At 40.5% G+C, this 16,632-nt stretch carries 19 protein-coding genes; 6 read left to right on the top strand and 13 right to left on the bottom strand.

Annotated elements, in window-relative coordinates:
- Nucleotides 1–11: 11 nt before the first annotated feature.
- On the bottom strand, nt 12–1,178 hold the full coding sequence (locus tag AUO94_RS14165; protein WP_058384834.1) for an FtsW/RodA/SpoVE family cell cycle protein: 1,167 nt from the start codon (nt 1,176–1,178) through the stop codon (nt 12–14).
- Between the two features lie 241 nt (nt 1,179–1,419).
- A complete protein-coding gene (locus AUO94_RS14160; protein WP_058384833.1) occupies nt 1,420–1,701 on the bottom strand; it encodes an Fpa/YlaN family protein in 282 nt (93 codons plus the stop codon).
- A 170-nt stretch (nt 1,702–1,871) separates the two neighbouring features.
- On the opposite strand from AUO94_RS14160, the gene AUO94_RS14155 reads away from it, so the two are divergent.
- The 3 genes from AUO94_RS14155 to AUO94_RS14145 are packed head-to-tail and all read left to right on the top strand — an operon-like array spanning nt 1,872 to nt 3,043.
- Nucleotides 1,872–2,378 (top strand): hypothetical protein, encoded by a 507-nt coding sequence (locus tag AUO94_RS14155; protein ID WP_058384832.1) that lies wholly within the window; start codon nt 1,872–1,874, stop codon nt 2,376–2,378.
- Between the two features lie 12 nt (nt 2,379–2,390).
- The gene (locus AUO94_RS14150; protein WP_058384831.1) at nt 2,391–2,594 is read left to right on the top strand and encodes a YlaI family protein; all 204 of its coding nucleotides are present in this window, start codon (nt 2,391–2,393) and stop codon (nt 2,592–2,594) included.
- On the top strand, nt 2,594–3,043 hold the full coding sequence (locus AUO94_RS14145) for a hypothetical protein (RefSeq protein WP_058384830.1): 450 nt from the start codon (nt 2,594–2,596) through the stop codon (nt 3,041–3,043). The genes AUO94_RS14150 and AUO94_RS14145 overlap by 1 nt, the downstream gene beginning before the upstream one ends.
- Here the strand turns inward: AUO94_RS14145 and AUO94_RS14140 are convergent.
- Both AUO94_RS14140 and typA read right to left on the bottom strand, forming a co-directional pair.
- Nucleotides 3,037–3,366 (bottom strand): YlaH-like family protein, encoded by a 330-nt coding sequence (locus AUO94_RS14140; RefSeq protein WP_058384829.1) that lies wholly within the window; start codon nt 3,364–3,366, stop codon nt 3,037–3,039. The genes AUO94_RS14145 and AUO94_RS14140 overlap by 7 nt on opposite strands.
- A gap of 23 nt (nt 3,367–3,389) precedes the next feature.
- Entirely contained in the window at nt 3,390–5,237 is a 1,848-nt protein-coding gene (gene typA, locus AUO94_RS14135) for a translational GTPase TypA (RefSeq protein ID WP_058384828.1), read from the bottom strand.
- 123 nt (nt 5,238–5,360) lie between these two features.
- Between typA and AUO94_RS14130 the strand changes: the two genes are divergently transcribed.
- On the top strand, nt 5,361–5,546 hold the full coding sequence (locus tag AUO94_RS14130) for a YlaF family protein (RefSeq protein WP_058386869.1): 186 nt from the start codon (nt 5,361–5,363) through the stop codon (nt 5,544–5,546).
- 34 nt (nt 5,547–5,580) lie between these two features.
- On the opposite strand, the gene AUO94_RS14125 is transcribed toward AUO94_RS14130, so the two are convergent.
- Both AUO94_RS14125 and AUO94_RS14120 read right to left on the bottom strand, forming a co-directional pair.
- Complete coding sequence (locus AUO94_RS14125) at nt 5,581–6,372, bottom strand: inositol monophosphatase family protein (RefSeq protein ID WP_058384827.1); 792 nt, start codon at nt 6,370–6,372, stop codon at nt 5,581–5,583.
- Between the two features lie 86 nt (nt 6,373–6,458).
- Nucleotides 6,459–6,653 carry a hypothetical protein gene (locus AUO94_RS14120; protein WP_038704363.1) on the bottom strand — a complete coding sequence of 65 codons (195 nt, stop codon included), beginning with the start codon at nt 6,651–6,653 and terminating at the stop codon, nt 6,459–6,461.
- Nucleotides 6,654–6,823: 170 nt separating this feature from the next.
- Here AUO94_RS14120 and AUO94_RS14115 point away from each other — a divergent pair, with 170 nt between their 5' ends.
- Nucleotides 6,824–7,465 (top strand): YktB family protein, encoded by a 642-nt coding sequence (locus tag AUO94_RS14115; protein ID WP_058384826.1) that lies wholly within the window; start codon nt 6,824–6,826, stop codon nt 7,463–7,465.
- 19 nt (nt 7,466–7,484) lie between these two features.
- Here AUO94_RS14115 and AUO94_RS14110 read toward each other — a convergent pair whose 3' ends face one another.
- Both AUO94_RS14110 and AUO94_RS14105 read right to left on the bottom strand, forming a co-directional pair.
- On the bottom strand, nt 7,485–7,763 hold the full coding sequence (locus AUO94_RS14110; protein ID WP_058384825.1) for a UPF0223 family protein: 279 nt from the start codon (nt 7,761–7,763) through the stop codon (nt 7,485–7,487).
- A gap of 15 nt (nt 7,764–7,778) precedes the next feature.
- Entirely contained in the window at nt 7,779–8,744 is a 966-nt protein-coding gene (locus AUO94_RS14105; protein ID WP_058384824.1) for an NAD(P)H-dependent flavin oxidoreductase, read from the bottom strand.
- Nucleotides 8,745–8,880: 136 nt separating this feature from the next.
- Between AUO94_RS14105 and AUO94_RS14100 the strand changes: the two genes are divergently transcribed.
- Nucleotides 8,881–10,350: an aminotransferase class I/II-fold pyridoxal phosphate-dependent enzyme gene (locus tag AUO94_RS14100; protein ID WP_058384823.1), complete on the top strand. Its 1,470-nt coding sequence runs from the start codon at nt 8,881–8,883 to the stop codon at nt 10,348–10,350.
- Between the two features lie 223 nt (nt 10,351–10,573).
- On the opposite strand, the gene AUO94_RS14095 is transcribed toward AUO94_RS14100, so the two are convergent.
- The 5 genes from AUO94_RS14095 to pdhA all read right to left on the bottom strand — a co-directional run bounded on the left by AUO94_RS14095 (nt 10,574) and on the right by pdhA (nt 16,430).
- Nucleotides 10,574–11,413: a polysaccharide deacetylase family protein gene (locus AUO94_RS14095; protein WP_058384822.1), complete on the bottom strand. Its 840-nt coding sequence runs from the start codon at nt 11,411–11,413 to the stop codon at nt 10,574–10,576.
- Nucleotides 11,414–11,501: 88 nt separating this feature from the next.
- Nucleotides 11,502–12,911 carry a dihydrolipoyl dehydrogenase gene (gene lpdA, locus AUO94_RS14090; protein WP_058384821.1) on the bottom strand — a complete coding sequence of 470 codons (1,410 nt, stop codon included), beginning with the start codon at nt 12,909–12,911 and terminating at the stop codon, nt 11,502–11,504.
- Between the two features lie 5 nt (nt 12,912–12,916).
- Nucleotides 12,917–14,308, bottom strand: coding sequence for a dihydrolipoamide acetyltransferase family protein (locus AUO94_RS14085; RefSeq protein ID WP_058384820.1), 1,392 nt, complete (start codon nt 14,306–14,308; stop codon nt 12,917–12,919).
- Between the two features lie 28 nt (nt 14,309–14,336).
- The gene (locus AUO94_RS14080) at nt 14,337–15,314 is read right to left on the bottom strand and encodes an alpha-ketoacid dehydrogenase subunit beta (RefSeq protein ID WP_058384819.1); all 978 of its coding nucleotides are present in this window, start codon (nt 15,312–15,314) and stop codon (nt 14,337–14,339) included.
- Nucleotides 15,315–15,317: 3 nt separating this feature from the next.
- Nucleotides 15,318–16,430, bottom strand: a complete 1,113-nt coding sequence (gene pdhA / locus AUO94_RS14075; protein WP_058384818.1) for a pyruvate dehydrogenase (acetyl-transferring) E1 component subunit alpha — start codon at nt 16,428–16,430, stop codon at nt 15,318–15,320.
- Between the last annotated feature and the right edge of the window lie 202 nt (nt 16,431–16,632).

Below are 16,632 nucleotides of genomic sequence, written 5' to 3'. Positions count from 1 at the left end.
CAGCACACCCTTTACTTTTTGGTTTTTTCGTATTTATTGAACATGGAAACATTCATTAATACTCCCATAGCTAAAGATAACAAAATTACGGACGTTCCGCCATAGCTGATAAAAGGAAGTGTAACACCCGTCAACGGAATGATGCCCGTTAACCCCCCTAAATTCACAAATGACTGGATTCCAATCATGCTGGCAATACCTGCTGCAAGCATTCTCGCTAACGGATCATGCGTTGTCATCGCAATCCAAAGTCCACGAAGTACAATAAAACCTAAACCACCTAAAACAAACACTACACCCAACACACCCAGTTCTTCAGCAATGACTGACATAATGAAATCGGTATGGGGTTCCGGTAGATAGCCCAATTTCTGAATAGATTGACCGAGTCCTAAACCACTCAATCCCCCAGAGCCAATAGCTAGATAGCCGTTAACAATCTGAAAACCAAATCCTAATTCATCCGAAAACGGATTAAAAAAAGCATCCAGACGTCCAAGACGTTTTTCAGTAAAAATCATATCTCCTGCAAAAATCATGAAAGGCACAATAATAATAGATGCTGCCGCAATAAAAATACCTGCAAGACGGATAAATGGTTTTAAGCGAACACCACTCGCTGACATAACTGATAAACCGACCGCTCCAATAATTAGCATAGAACCAAGATCGGGCTCAAGAAATACAGAAAACAGGACAAGCGTCAAAATAATAACAGGTGGTATAATCGCATCATTCAATTTGTTGATGGTGCCATTGTGGTATTTGTTTGAAAACACTCCTGATAAATAGAGAATGATGCCGACTTTTGCTACTTCTGAAGGCTGTATATTAGCAAATCCAAGGCTGATCCAACTTTTAGCACCACCCGCTGCAAAACCGACAAAATGCACAGCAACCAAACCAGTAAAAACCACTGCTAGAATGATCATCATCATCCATCTCTTTTTAAAATGTTTGTATGGGAAAACTGCTGCAATCGCGAAAACTGGAAACGCAATTGCTAAATTTATTAATTGTTGTATGTAAAATCGGTCCGGCTCAGAGCCATAATAATTGACTGACCAGGCCATACTTGAACTGTAGATCATAATCAAGCCAAATATTATTAAAGCCAGATAAGTAAAAAACAAAGGATAATCAAAGAACTTTGCGTATTTCTTGATGTAAGATTTCATTTTAATACCTCTTTTAAATTTGATGGATTAGGAAGAAAATGCAGATCGCTGTATAAATTTGATAGGTAACAACAATTTTAAATGAAATGCCAGTCTGCCTGATATATGAAAAAAAGGCTACCTTAAAGGCTGACTTTTCACTGGTGCCTAGCACCAACGAACCTCTAATTGGTGAAGAGTCTAACTAGAATATGTCCTTAAATTTTAAAAAAACTCAAACAAATTTCGTTTGAGTTTTAGATCATTTATTTGTATACGCTTCGTGAAGAATGGAAAGTTTCTTTTCCAGCGTATCCATTAAATTTTTTCCAGCCTCACGTTCGATTAGCCCCAGCTTAACCGCAAAATCGATTTCACGCGATAGGCCGAACATTTGGGTGTCAAGCACCTCTTCATATAAAGGACAAGATGGCAATGTCAAATGATCCATTTGCACCTTAATCAATTGCTCAATTTTTTCTGCATCAGCTTTGAGGAGTTCCAAGGCCTTCAGATGGTATGTTTGTTCTTCTGTATGTTCCATGAGGAATCCCCCCATATTATGAGTTTTCTTCTCTGTTTTCCTGTTTAAAGTGTATCTTTTAAAAAGAGAAAATGCAAGCCTCTATAATGAAAGAGATGAATCCCTTTAGGAACTTGACACAAAAAGGTATACTATTAAGAGAGCAACTATTTAAGATGGAGGGTTTACCCATGGAATTTATTGTACCTTTTAAAGGTGAAGTGAAATTTAAACTCATATTGGATCCTACTGTATGGATTTTTGACGACCGTAAGTTGAATTTGGAAACGTATTTTCAAGAAGAGCGAATCGAAAAAGACGAACTTGAAGACTATAAGCGCGGAATGGGTGAACATTGGTCTCGTGAAATCATGGAAGGCAGTACCGTGCCGCCGACTTTGAATTCAGAAAAAACCTATAAGAGTAAAGAAAAAAAAGAAATGCTAACAGGAACTTTCGGCATTCTTTTTAAGCCATTCCTTTTGAATGCAGAACCTTTTGAACATGCAAAACGTGTGGTTTTTGAAACCTTAAACGGTGAATTCGAATTTCCAATTGAGCATGCTGCACAACTAATTTTCAAATTCAGTGATCACGGTAAACCTTTAAAAGAAGATGGTCCTGTCCACGTACTTCTTCCAGACGGTTCTAATCAGGAAAATCCAATTACCGATATCCAAGCCATCCGAGTCGAATAGGAGTGATTCATCATGCGTGTAAAATGTGTAATCTGCGATAAGATTGAAGAGTTAGTCGATGATACACTCCAGGCAAAGCGCCTGCGCAATAGACCAATCCATACACATATGTGTAACGAATGCCACGACCGAATCACAGATAGAACAAAAGAACGGATTGCCACAGGTTCTTTCCGATTCTATCGCAGTTCCCGTAGCATTGAGGATGATTTCTGATGAAGCTCTTAAAAGGTCTCTGGATTGGCTTTTGGAGTGGGTTGATTTTAGGACTTTTAATGAAGTGGATTCAATCAGTCACTGGCGTTCAAATATATACACTATTACTGAATGTTGATTTTGTTCCAGTGATCGGGACAATACAATGGTCAGAAGTTACGGAATTTATTTTTCATATGACGATTTCACTGATTATCGGTGTTGTCTTTGTTTATTTAGCCAAACGACGCAATTATTCATTTGGTCAATTGGTGCTCATCAGTTTACTGATGTCAGTTCCTTTCCCGTTTCTTTACTTTTTATTGTCTTATCTTGCAATTGAAGCTAATGTTCCAGCTGTTACAGATTGGGGAGCGTTTCTGTATTGGGTTTTTTCTCACCTCACATACTCCTTGTTGCTGCCTATTCTCTATAAAACTTTTGAACGCAAAAACGCTGTATCTCAATGAGATACAGCGTTTTCGCGTTTTTCGCGCCATAAGCGGATTTTATAAAGAATCAGTATGAGCGCTGCAATGACTAACCCTTCAACAATCGGTAGGAAAAAAGCAAGAAACGTAAGCCCTAAACCGCCAATTGCCAAAAACAAGCCAATCGCTACATTTTTTCCAAGTGATAACTTTTTAGCAAACCCCAATTTATAAACAAACGCCGAGAGCAGGAAAATTATCGCAAACAATGCGTATCCTGCCATTTCAAAACTCGGCAAATTTTGATACAAAATTCGAGCCACCGGATACATATTGTCATAGACAAAAGCTTGTTCGTCCACGGTTATACATCCTTCCTATTCACTTATTCTTCGATGGCAACTTTCTTTTTCTTAGCCATACGTTCACGTTCGTTTTTGTCAAGAATCTTTTTACGCAGACGAATCGTTTGCGGTGTAATTTCGCAATACTCATCATCGTTCAAGTATTCAAGCGCTTCTTCAAGACTCATTAAGCGTGCTTTTTTCATTGTTGTTGTTTGGTCTTTGTTAGCTGAACGAATGTTAGTTGCAGCTTTAATTTTTACGATATTTACTGTAAGGTCGCTGTCGCGGTTATGTTGTCCAACTATCATACCTTCGTAAATTTCAGCGCCAACTTCAACGAATGAAGTTCCGCGGTCTTCGATCCCCATCAAGCCGTAAGTCGAAACTTTACCGCGCTCCATAGATACCAATACGCCTTCACGACGTCCGCCAACACGACCAGAAGCAACTGGCTGGTAGCTGTCGAATGTGTGGTTAATAATTCCGTAGCCACGAGTTTGCGTTAAGAATTCAGTTGTATAACCGATCAAACCACGTGCCGGTACGTTAAATACCATACGAACTTGTCCACTACCATTGTTTACCATATCCAACATTTCGCCTTTACGTTCACCTAATGACTCAATGATGTTACCTGTATATTCTTCAGGAACGTCTACTTGAACACGTTCTACTGGTTCGCAGCGAACTCCGTCAACCATACGAACGATAACTTCAGGTTTAGAAACTTGAATTTCGAATCCTTCACGGCGCATGTTTTCGATCAAAATCGACAAATGCAATTCTCCGCGACCAGAAACTACCCAAGCGTCAGGTGAATCTGTATTGTCTACACGTAGAGATACGTCTGTTTGCAATTGAGCATCCAAACGTTCTTGGATTTTTCTTGAAGTGATCCATTTACCTTCTTTACCTGCAAATGGGCTATTGTTAACTAAGAAAGTCATTTGTAGAGTTGGCTCATCAATGCGTAAGACTGGCAATGCTTCGCGATGTTCTGCAGGACAAACCGTTTCCCCTACGTTGATGTCTTCCATACCCGAAACGGCAATCAAGTCGCCAGCTTCTGCTTTTTCGATTTCCACCCGTTTTAGGCCCATGAAACCGTGCATTTTCGTCACACGGAAGTTTTTGAATGAACCGTCTAGTTTCATCAATGAAACCGATTGTCCAACTTCGATCGTCCCGCGGAATACGCGGCCGATTCCGATACGTCCAACATAATCACTATAATCAAGAAGAGCTACCTGGAACTGAAGTGGCTCATCTCTGTTATCGATTGGCGCTGGGACGTGTTCCAGGATCGCATCATAAACAACCTGCATGTTTTCTTCTTGATCAGCAGGATCTGAAGAAAGACTTGCTGTACCGTTCATACCTGATGCAAAAATAACCGGGAATTCCAATTGATCGTCATTCGCTTCAAGTTCAATGAACAATTCGATGACTTCGTCAACCACTTCTTCAGGACGTGCAAAGTCACGGTCAATTTTGTTTACAACTACGATTGGCTTCAGGTTTTGTTCTAATGCTTTTTTCAGTACGAAGCGCGTTTGTGGCATACAGCCTTCATAAGCGTCTACTACCAATAGAACACCATCAACCATTTTCATGATACGTTCAACTTCTCCACCAAAATCCGCGTGTCCAGGCGTATCTAGGATGTTGATTTTAGCGTCTTTGTATTGAATTGCAGTATTTTTCGCAAGAATTGTAATTCCGCGTTCTCTTTCGATGTCGCCAGAATCCATTGCGCGTTCGTCAACGTGTTCGTTCGAACGGAAAGTTCCGGATTGTTGTAGAAGCTGATCCACTAGCGTTGTTTTACCATGGTCAACGTGGGCAATAATTGCAATGTTTCTTAAGTCGTTACGTAATTTAGTCATAATTTCACTCCAATATTCTTTTTTCATGCCTATAACTGTGCTAGTATAGCACATATAGGTGTAAAACCCTAAGATTTTATTTCAGTTTGTAAGCTACAGGAGGCAAATCAAGTGAAAAAATCAATAAAAAACATTAAATGGATCTTCGTATTGTACTCTTTGGCAGCGTTACTAGCGATGGCAGGAATCGGCTTGGCTGTTGGCTTGCGCAGTGTACTGGGCATATTCGCAGCAATCTTAGTCCTGTGTTTAATCATGGGCATGGGATTCAAGAAGAAAAAAGAAATGCGGGAAGCCGGATTACTATAATTATAAAAAAAGATGCGGAATTCCGCATCTTTTTTTACTTGAATTTTATATATTTTTCTAACAGTTCTTGATGAATTGCGGGATTAGCTGCTATAAAAGTGTCTTGTTTTAAAAGATTTGCTGGGTCTCCTTTAAAATTCGTCGTTATTGCACCTACTTCTTGAGCAATAACCATACCCCCAGCAATATCCCACGGAGATAACCTCATTGAAATGTAAGCATCAAAACGCCCAGATGCCACATAAGCAAGTTCAAGTGCTGCCGAACCATAAGAGCGTGTACCACGTACATCGCGAATCAATTGAATGATAGCTTCGTGATCTAAATAACGATTTGGGATTGACCATGTCGCATTCATTGCCACGATGGATTCGGATATGTCTGTTTCCATAAGCGGTCTTAGCTTTTCATTGTTGTAATATGCTCCACCGTCTTTAACTCCGTGGTATAAATCATCGTTGACAACATCATATATATAGCCCAGTTTACCGATCCCATCTTCGTATATTCCTAGAGATATAGCAAAGTTGCGTTTCTGATGAACAAAATTCATCGTGCCATCAATTGGATCGAGCAACCAAATAATTCCGTTCGTGTTTTGGATATCATCTCCAAAGCCTTCTTCTCCAAAAATTCGATGCCCTGAGAAATCTCTGCGAATCCGCTCGATAAAAAATTGTTCAATTTCTTTATCCATATTGGTTACCAAATCATTGGCATTCGATTTTGATTCAATCGTAATATCCGTTAAAAAAGAATTACGAATCTGATGCCCTGCTTCTTTAATGAGTGATTTTATGTATCTATCCATAGCATGCAAGTCCATCTGTGCATCCCTCCTTGTTTGTTTCAGTATAACGAAAAAGGCATCTGCTGTCTTACTCTAGCAGATGCCTTTAATGTATAGATGAATTAGAGCGCATGGAGGGCCTCCAGTTCTAGGTGAATTTCCTGAAGTCGCTGTTTACTTTTAGACACTTCATGGTCGTCCTTTTGCTGCATTGCATCAAACAGTGAAGCAAGTTCATAATCGAGTTCTAACTTTAATACATGTACATATTCCTTCTCTACATCCGCTTTGCGGATTATCTGAACCATCTGTTTCATAATGAGCACCCCTTTCTCATCAAAGTCGGAAGATTCCGACTAATCTTGTTACAACTTTATAATAACATTTTTTTCTAACGAAATCCATTGGCAGAAACGTATTTATATTCTTTTTTCCCAAACTTCGTTAAAATGAAACCTGATTGCTTAAATTAGAGGAGGATATTTATTTGAAACCTTACTGGAACGAACAAGATTTTGAAGTTTTTAACACTCCTGGCTTAGATGCTAGAATGTCTGCACTGACTGATATTGTCCGGCCAAAATTCGAAGAACTTGGCATTGAATTTTCATCATTTTTCTCTGGAAAAACCGGAAATGAATTTTTCCCTCACGTAGCTAAACATATGCGAAGAACTGTAAATCCGCCAAATGATAGTTGGGTAGCCTTTGCACCTTTTAAAAGAGGCTATAAAGCCGTTCCTCATTTTCAAATTGGCATGTGGGAAAGTCACGTATTCATTATTTTAGCGGTTATTTATGAGGCTCCCAATAAAACTGCAATGGCGCAAAACTTATTGCATTCTGATGTATTGCAACAGTTGCCAACCGATTTCACCGCTTCAGGAGATCATATGAAACCGCAGTCCGATACGTTATATGAATTAGGTGACGCAGGTATTGAAAAACTGCTAATTCGGTTGCGTGATGTAAAAAAAGGCGAATTTGTAATTGGCCGCCATTTAACTAGAGAACAGGCCGCTTCTTTAAATAAGGAACAATTTTTTCAATTCACAGAAGAAACTTTCCAAGCTTTACTGCCTGTTTATACATCTTTGCTCCAACCAGCAAAAGAACCTGTCAGCCGCTAAGGCTACAGGTTCTTTTTTATTACTTGTTTTTTAGTTTGATGGTTTCATCGCCTGTTCCAGCTTTCATTTCTTTAATAACCGGAAAGGCTACATACCCACTTTCTTCTTCAAATTCACGAAAATAGGTTTTTTCTTCTGATATCGAAGGAACTACTTGCTTGAACTTACGATAGCGCGTCAATAAGTCTTGTCGGGTAATGCCTTTTTCATAAGCCATTTCAATTGCTTCAAAAAAACCGACAACATCAATAATTTCTTCTGTTGACCATTCAATTGAAAATGGATAAGAATAATCCATTGTTCATCCCTCATTTCATCTAGTAACTGACCATTTGCCTCGGATTTCTTCAGCCTGTTTGACCATTGAGTCAATCAGTTCCTGAACTGTCGGCTCATCTTTGATCAATCCAGTCACTTGTCCCGCCCAACCAAAGCCTTGGTCTGTTTCTCCATTATAGATGAAACGCTTGTTGGCTTCACCACTAATGTATTCTTTTAAAGCCTCATAAGTGGGCGCGTGACTTTCAATCTCTAAAATTTTGTCGGTCCAACTATTCCGTAACGTTCGCGCAGGCGCACCAATGCTGCGTTTGATAATAACTGTATCGTTCTCTGAACTATTGATTAGCTGCTGTTTATATGCTGCTGAGGCATGGACGCATTCTTTTGTGGCAATAAAGCGTGTGCCCATTTCAATTCCTTCAGCACCTAATGCAAGAGCGGCCATCCAGCCCCGTCCGTCACCAATTCCTCCTGAAGCGATAACCGGAATCTTTACAGCATCTACCACTTGTGGAATTAGCACCATTGTCCCAATATCGTCACGCCCCAAATGCCCACCACCTTCTTGACCCACGACCATAACAGCATCAGCACCGAGACTTTCTGCTTTTTGAGCTTGCCTTTTTGCAGCAACCAATACCAACTTTTTAATGTTGGTCTCTTTTAGTTGCTCGAATATTGGCGTCGGATTGCCACCAGTCATCGAAACAACCGGCACTCCTTCTTCAATCGCTACATTCAACATATGAGAAAACGAACGACCGTGATCGCCAATTGCAAAATTAACACCAAAAGGCTTGTCCGTCAATTGTCTTACTTTTTGAATCTCTGTTCTCAATTCTTCAGGCGTTGACAAACTCATTGCTGTAATTTGACCAAGTCCTCCTGCATTTGACACTGCCGCAGCTAGTTCCGCATAGGCTAAGTAAGCCAACCCCCCTTGAATAATCGGATAACGAATTCCTAATAGTTCCGTCACTTTTGTTTTGAACTCCATCGAATCACTCCTTTTCTCTCTATCTGTTCATGTATTCGCTTTCACGATGTAAAATCCTTTTAATTTGTACTATAGGTGAGTACATCATGCTATAATTCATTTTGTTTTCATTTTATTTAGCGAGGTGGGCTTATCATTGTCTCAATTAGAAACTCCGTTATTTGATGCGCTTCTCAAGCATCGAAACCGGCACCCAATCCAGTTTCACATTCCTGGCCACAAAAAAGGGCAAGGTGTAGATCCAGCTTTTAGAGAATTTGTCGGCGACAACATTCTTTCTATCGATTTAATTAACATCGCTCCTTTGGATGATTTACATTCTCCAAAAGGTGCCATCAAAAAAGCGCAAGAGCTAGCTGCTGAAGCTTTTGGAGCAGATTATACATTCTTTTCTGTACAAGGTACAAGTGGCGCAATTATGACAATGATTCTTAGTGTCGTTGGTCCCAATGATAAAATTCTAGTGCCAAGAAATGTCCATAAATCTATCATGTCGGCTATTGTTTTCGCTGGTGCTATCCCGATTTTCATTCATCCTGAAGTAGATCCTGAGCTTGGTATCTCTCATGGAATTTCGGCGGAAGCAGTAGAAAAAGCATTAGTTGAATACCCAGATACTAAAGCCGTACTAGTCATTAATCCGACTTATTTCGGTGTAGCCGCTGACTTAAAACGGATTGTCGATATTGCACATTCGCGAAATGTCCCTGTTCTGGTCGATGAGGCACATGGGGTTCATATTCATTTCCATAAGTCATTGCCGATTTCCGCAATGTCGGCAGGAGCGGATATGGCAGCAACTTCCGTCCATAAATTAGGTGGATCTATGACACAAAGTTCGGTGCTAAATGTACGAGAAGGTTTAGTATCGCCAAAGCGCGTACAATCGACGCTTTCTATGCTAACGACGACGTCGACGTCCTATCCAATCTTAGCGTCTCTTGATACTGCGCGCCGTCAATTGGCAATCAATGGCTATGATTTGATTGATCGGACGATTCGGTTAGCTCAAGATGCGCGCAAACGCATCAACAAAATCCCTCATTTACACTGTGTGGGTAAAGAATTACTAAATTCGTCCGCCACTTTTGATATGGACCCGACGAAACTATTAATCAGTGTAAAGAATTTAGGTATTACTGGACATCAGGCCGAGGAATGGCTGAGAGAAAATGCTAATATTGAAATCGAACTTTCCGATTTGTATAATATTTTATGCCTCATCACAATTGGCGATAGCCGCAAAGAAGTAAATCTATTGATCAATGCACTTCAACGTATGACTGAGACCTTAGAAAGTGATGCCGTAGTCATCGAACCTGTCGTATTGATGCCAGACATTCCAAGACTCGCAATGACACCACGTGACGCTTTCTATGCAACAACAGAAGTTATCTCAATCAATGAAGCAGTCGGACGCATTTCTGCTGAATTTATCATGGTCTACCCACCCGGTATCCCTATTTTCATTCCTGGTGAAATCATCACCCAAGAAAATATCAACTATATCCATATGAACGTAGCTGCCGGGTTACCCGTACAAGGACCAGAAGACGACACACTGCAAATGCTACGGGTTATAAAAGAACAACAAGCGATTAGGTAACACCGAAAAGCGTAAGCAGCCATGTAGATTCGACAGGCATAAGATGCACTGGCGAAGTGGCGTGTTTTCAGCCACACAGCCAGAGTGGCTTATGTCCCGAGAATCTGGCTGCTGGAGTCTAGACAACGAAAAGCGTAAGCAGTCATGTAGATTCGACAGGCATAAGTTTACGTAATGAACCCTAAAAAAACGATCCACAGAAAAATACCTGTGGATCGTTTTTTTACATACCTTCGATTGTTTTCGGGTCCACAAAGCCATATCCTTTATCTTGTAGTCCTCGGATAATTCCGGGTAATGCCTCTGCAGTCCAATCTCGATCGTGCATCAATAAATTAGCACCATTATTTAAATACTCCGTATTAACCATAATTTCTGTTAATGCCGCAGCGTCTTGATAGTCTTTTTCCCAGTCGTAGCCGTAGGTCCAGTTCATGAGAACCATCTGTTGGTCTTCGACAAGTTGTTTGCTAAAGTCAGTATTAGAGCCAAAAGGAGCACGGAAAAACTTTGGTTTTTCTCCAGTAATTTCTTCAACAACTTTATTAATCTCCAAAATTTCTTGTTGCTGCTGCTGCTCAGAAAGAGTTTTTAAATTTTCGTGGCTATATGTATGATTCCCAATTACAAAGCCCATATCGTAGATTTCTTTTAACTGTTGCTTTTCCTCATCTGTATCTAAAAAATGACCATTGACGAAGAAAATTGCTGGAATTTCTTTACTTTTCAATGTTTCTGCCATTTCTATTGAATGTTTATCCGGCGCATCATCAATAGTTACTAATACTACTTTTTCAGCAGCATCTGCTATAGGTTGTACTGACCAATTAGCAGGATTGATGCGATATTGTGGTTCCGACGTTACTTCTTCTTTTGGTTCTTCTTCAACTGCTTCTTCTTTTGTTTCAATTACTTCTTCATCTTTTTCGGCTTTTTTTCCTTCAGTTGCAACTTGTTCTTTAACTGTCTTTTCTTCCTTATTTGTAACTGCTTCATCGTCATTTCCACATGCCGCTAGTAATAACAGGGCGGTTACCAAAACCATTGCTTTTCTATTTATCAATCCAAACACTCCTTTGTCAAACAAATCTTACCATGAAAAATAGCTTTTCTTCAAAAAAAAGAAGCCGCAAAAGCGACTTCTCTACTATTTATTTAATAATGTGAATTGGTGTTCCAAGAGCTACTTCAGCAGCTTCCATAGTGATTTCAGCAAGTGTTGGATGAGCATGAATCGTCATCGCGATATCTTCTACTGTCATTCCAGCTTCGATAGCAAGACCAAGCTCAGCGATCATGTCTGATGCGCCAGCTCCAACAATTTGTGCACCTAACAGCAAACCGTCAGATTTACGCGAAACCAGCTTCACGAATCCTTCAGTTGCGTTTAATGAAAGAGCACGGCCGTTTGCAGCGAATGGGAATTTCGCAGCCGCAGCTTCGAATCCTTCTTCTTTTGCCTGTTCTTCAGACAAACCAACGCTTGCAAGTTCCGGATCTGTAAAGCAGACCGCTGGAATAGCCATGTAATCAACTTCAGACTTTTCTCCTGCAATTGCTTCTGCGGCTACTTTACCTTCGTATGAAGCTTTGTGCGCTAACTGAAGGCCAGCTACTACATCACCGATTGCATAAATGTTGGAGATGTTTGTACGACATTGTTTGTCGACTTCGATCAAGCCACGGTCAGACATATTCAAGTTCAATTCTTCAAGACCCATTTCGTCTGTATTTGGACGACGGCCAACAGTTACAAGAACATAATCTGCTTCAAGCGTTTTTTCTTCTCCGCCCGCTTCATACGATACCGTAACGCCAGAATCAGTTTCTTTTACACCTTTAGCAGATGCTTTAGTGATAACTTCAACGCCTTTTTTCTTCAATCCTTTTTTGACGATTGCTGTCATTTGTTTTTCAAACCCAGCAAGGATATCCGGTGTGCCTTCAAGGATCGTTACTTCAGAACCCATGTTTGCAAATGCAGTACCAAGCTCTGTACCGATATATCCGCCGCCAATAACGATAAGTTTTTTCGGAAGCTCAGTAAGTGCCAAAGCGCCAGTTGAATTAATTACGCGTTTTGTAAATTTGAAAGTCGGGATTTCGACTGGACGAGATCCAGTTGCGATAATAGCATTTTTAAATTTATACGTTTGTGCTGAATTGTCATCCATAATGCGGACAGTGTTTTCATCAACAAAATAAGCTTCACCGCGTAAAATTTCAACTTTATTGCCTTTCAGAAGAGACTCAACGCCGCCAGTCAATTTCTTAACGACGCCATCTTTAAACGCTTGCGCTTTTTCAAAGTTAAGTGAAACTTCCTTTGCGATAATTCCCATGTCTTCTGAATGCTGAGCTTCCTCAAAACGGTGCCCAACAGAAATCATTGCTTTTGAAGGGATACAGCCGACGTTCAAGCAAACGCCACCAATATATTCTTTCTCTACGATTGTTACTTTTTGGCCAGTTTGCGCTGCCCGGATTGCTGCAACATAACCGCCAGGGCCTGAGCCAATTACGAGCGTGTCTGTTTCGATTGGGAAATCTCCTACTACCATAATTTTTACGCCTCCATTAATAGTAATTCAGGTTCACTTAATAAACGTTTAATATGATTTAATGCGTGCTGTGCTGTTGCACCATCGATCATTCTATGATCAAAGCTCAATGACAATGCTAACACAGGTGCCGCTACAATTTCACCATTTTTAATTACAGGTTTCTCTGCGATTCGGCCAATTCCAAGAATCGCTACTTCCGGATGATTAATAACAGGTGTAAACCATTGTCCACCAGCAGAACCGATATTCGTGATTGAGCATGATGCACCTTTCATTTCAGCAGCTGATAATTTACCATCACGCGCTTTTGTAGCTAAGCCATTGATTTCATCAGAAATAGCGAATACTGATTTACGGTCTGCATTTTTAATAACCGGAACCATTAACCCTTTTTCTGTATCTGCAGCAATTCCGATATTGAAATAATGCTTCTGAATCACTTCGCTTGTTTCATCATCAAACGATGTGTTTAAAGCTGGGAATTCACGCAATGTGCTGACTAACGCTTTTACTACATATGGTAAATACGTTAACTTGATTTCTTTTTCTGCTGCAATGTCTTTGAACTTTTTGCGATGTGCTACAAGTTCTGTCACATCTACTTCGTCCATTAAGGTTACGTGCGGAGCAGTGTGTTTTGAATGAACCATCGCTTTAGCGATTGCTTTACGAATTCCTGACATTTTCTCACGCGTTTCAGGGAATTCACCTTCAGGAGCTACTGCCGCTTTCGGAGCTGCTGCTTTATCAGTGCTTTCTTCTGTTACTTCTTGTGATACTTCTTCAGAAACTGCAGGTGTTGCTGCTTTTTGATCGCCGTTCTTAAACGCTTCCACGTCTTCTTTTAACACTCGTCCATTATTACCAGATCCTGTTACTTGCTTAATATCGACATCGTTGTCGCGTGCAAATTTACGAACAGACGGCATTGAAATTACGCGTGCAGTCGGATCAGACTCCTCTGTTGAGTCAGCCTGTGGTTGAGATCCAGCACCTGTTTGTTTTTTCGGTTCTTCTTCTTTAGCAGATGCTTTATCCACATCTCCACCAGATTCAGCTGTACCGGCTTGGACTTGTTCTTCTGTTTCTTCTTTTACTTCAGGAGCGACTTCTTTTTTGTCACCGTGACTCCCTTTAAAACTCATTTCTTCAGCGTCCGGTGCATCGATGCGAACTAAAATATCGCCTACTACTGCAACCGTTCCTTCTGCCACCAATACTTCTTCAACTGTTCCTGAAACGGGTGAAGGAATTTCGACAACGGCCTTGTCATTTTGTACTTCGACAAGAATATCGTCTTCTTCGATTGTGTCCCCCGCTTTTACGAACCATTTTACGATTTCACCTTCATGGATACCTTCTCCGATATCCGGCAAACGAAATTCAAAAGCCATGTATATCACCCTTTCGGTTCTGTCTAATTTAAAAAGTTAAAACTTTCTTCGCTGTTTCGATAATATCCTTCGCATTTGGCAACCAAACTTCTTCCGCTTGTGAGAATGGGAATATTGAATCTGGTGCTGTTACACGAAGAACAGGTGCTTCTAAAGTAAGAATGGCACGGTCTGTAATTTCAGCTACAACACTCGCTGCAATTCCAGCTTGTTTTTGAGCTTCTTGAACGACCATAGCACGACCTGTTTTTTCAACTGATGCGATGATTGTTTCAATATCAAGCGGTTGGATCGTACGAAGATCGACCACTTCAACCGAATAATTTTCTTTTTCCAGTTCTTCTGCAGCTTTGATACTTTCTTGTACCATTGCACCATAAGCGATAATCGTTAAGTCTTTCCCTTCACGTTTCACATCAGCTTTACCTAAAGGAATTGTGTATTCTTCTTCAGGTACTTCTTGACGGAATGAACGGTATAGTTTCATGTGCTCTAAGAAAATAACAGGATCGTTATCACGAATTGCTGAAATCAACAATCCTTTAGCATCATAAGGTGTAGACGGAATAACCACTTTCAGACCTGGTTGAGCTGCCATCAATCCTTCTAATGAATCAGCATGCATTTCAGGTGTGTGGACACCGCCACCAAATGGTGAGCGGATTGTTACAGGAGAAGTTAAGCTTCCACCACTGCGGAAACGCATACGTGCCATTTGCCCGCTAATTGAATCCATTACTTCAAAAACAAATCCAAAAAACTGAATTTCTGGAACTGGACGATATCCTTGCAAAGCTAAACCAATAGCCAAACCGCCAATACCTGATTCAGCTAAAGGAGTATCAAAAACACGGTCTTCGCCGAATTCTTTTTGTAGACCTTCAGTCGCGCGGAATACACCGCCGTTATTTCCTACATCTTCACCGAAAACAAGAACGTTTTCATCATTCTTCATCTCTGTTTTCAGAGCGTCGGTAATTGCTTGGATCATTGTTAATTGTGCCATGGCTTACTTCGACTCCTTTGCTTTATAAATATCCAACTGTTCCTGAACATTAAACGGCACGTCTTCATACATAAGCTCTAAAAGATCTGATACTTTCTGTTTTGGAGCACCGTCAGCTTTTTTGATTGCTGCTTTAATTTCTTCTTTAGCTTTATCGATTACTTCATTTTCTTTTGCTTCATCCCAAATGCCTTTTGCTTCCAAATATTTACGGAAACGAATAAGAGGGTCTTTCTTTTCCCATTCGCTATCAATGTCTGATGTACGGTAACGTGTAGGGTCATCGCCCGCCATCGTATGTGGTCCATAACGGTAGCAAAGTGTTTCGATTAATGTTGGTCCATCGCCTTTAACTGCGCGTTCACGAGCATCACGCGTTACAGCATATACTGCAAGTGGATCCATACCATCTACAAGAACACCAGGAATTCCAGCTGCAACTGCTTTTTGAGCAATCGTTTTCGCTGAAGTTTGAAGTTCGCGAGGAGTCGAAATCGCATACTGGTTATTTTGCACAATGAAAATAGCCGGTGCGCGGAACGCGCCTGCAAAGTTGATTCCTTCGTAGAAATCTCCCTGAGAAGAACCGCCATCACCTGTGTAAGTAACTGCAACAGCTTCTTTTTTACGTTTTTGCATACCTAGAGCAACACCAGTAGCTTGAATAAATTGAGCACCAATGATGATTTGCGGAGGCAAGATATTCAAACCTTCAGCCATTTGGTTCCCCATGAAATGTCCACGTGAAAACAAGAATGCCTGATGAAGTGGCCATCCATGCCAAATCAATTGTGGAACGTCACGGTAACCTGGCAAAATGAAATCTTCTTTTGACAAGGCAAAATGAGAAGCTAGTTGTGAAGCTTCTTGTCCTGCTGTCGGAGCATAAAATCCAAGACGTCCTTGACGGTTCAAAGAAATTGAACGCTGATCAAGAATTCGTGTATATACCATCCGGCTCATCAATTCCTGTAGGTCTTCGTCCGAAAGTTTCGGGTCAGCCTCTTTGTTAACGATTTCGCCTTCTTCATTTAAAATCTGAACCATTTCAAACTTTTCTTCGATTGCATTCAGCGTCTCTACTGGATCGAACTGCTGTGATTTTTTCGCAGCCATAAAAGCAACTCTCCTTTTTATCTGTATTAAAATAATTACATACAAGTTATGATACAATTTCGCATTCCTACTTAGTATACGTTACGACAAAACGTGGGTCAATCATAGAGAACCTGACATTTTTAAGTAATAATAATTGCATGACAATTTTGTTTTCTTGAACTGTATCAGTTCGTTTAATGCCCTGTATTATAATACAGAG

The sequence above is a fragment of the Planococcus kocurii genome, from assembly GCF_001465835.2.
GTDB classification, from domain to species: domain Bacteria; phylum Bacillota; class Bacilli; order Bacillales_A; family Planococcaceae; genus Planococcus; species Planococcus kocurii.
This window is presented reverse-complemented; position numbering and strand designations above follow the sequence as displayed.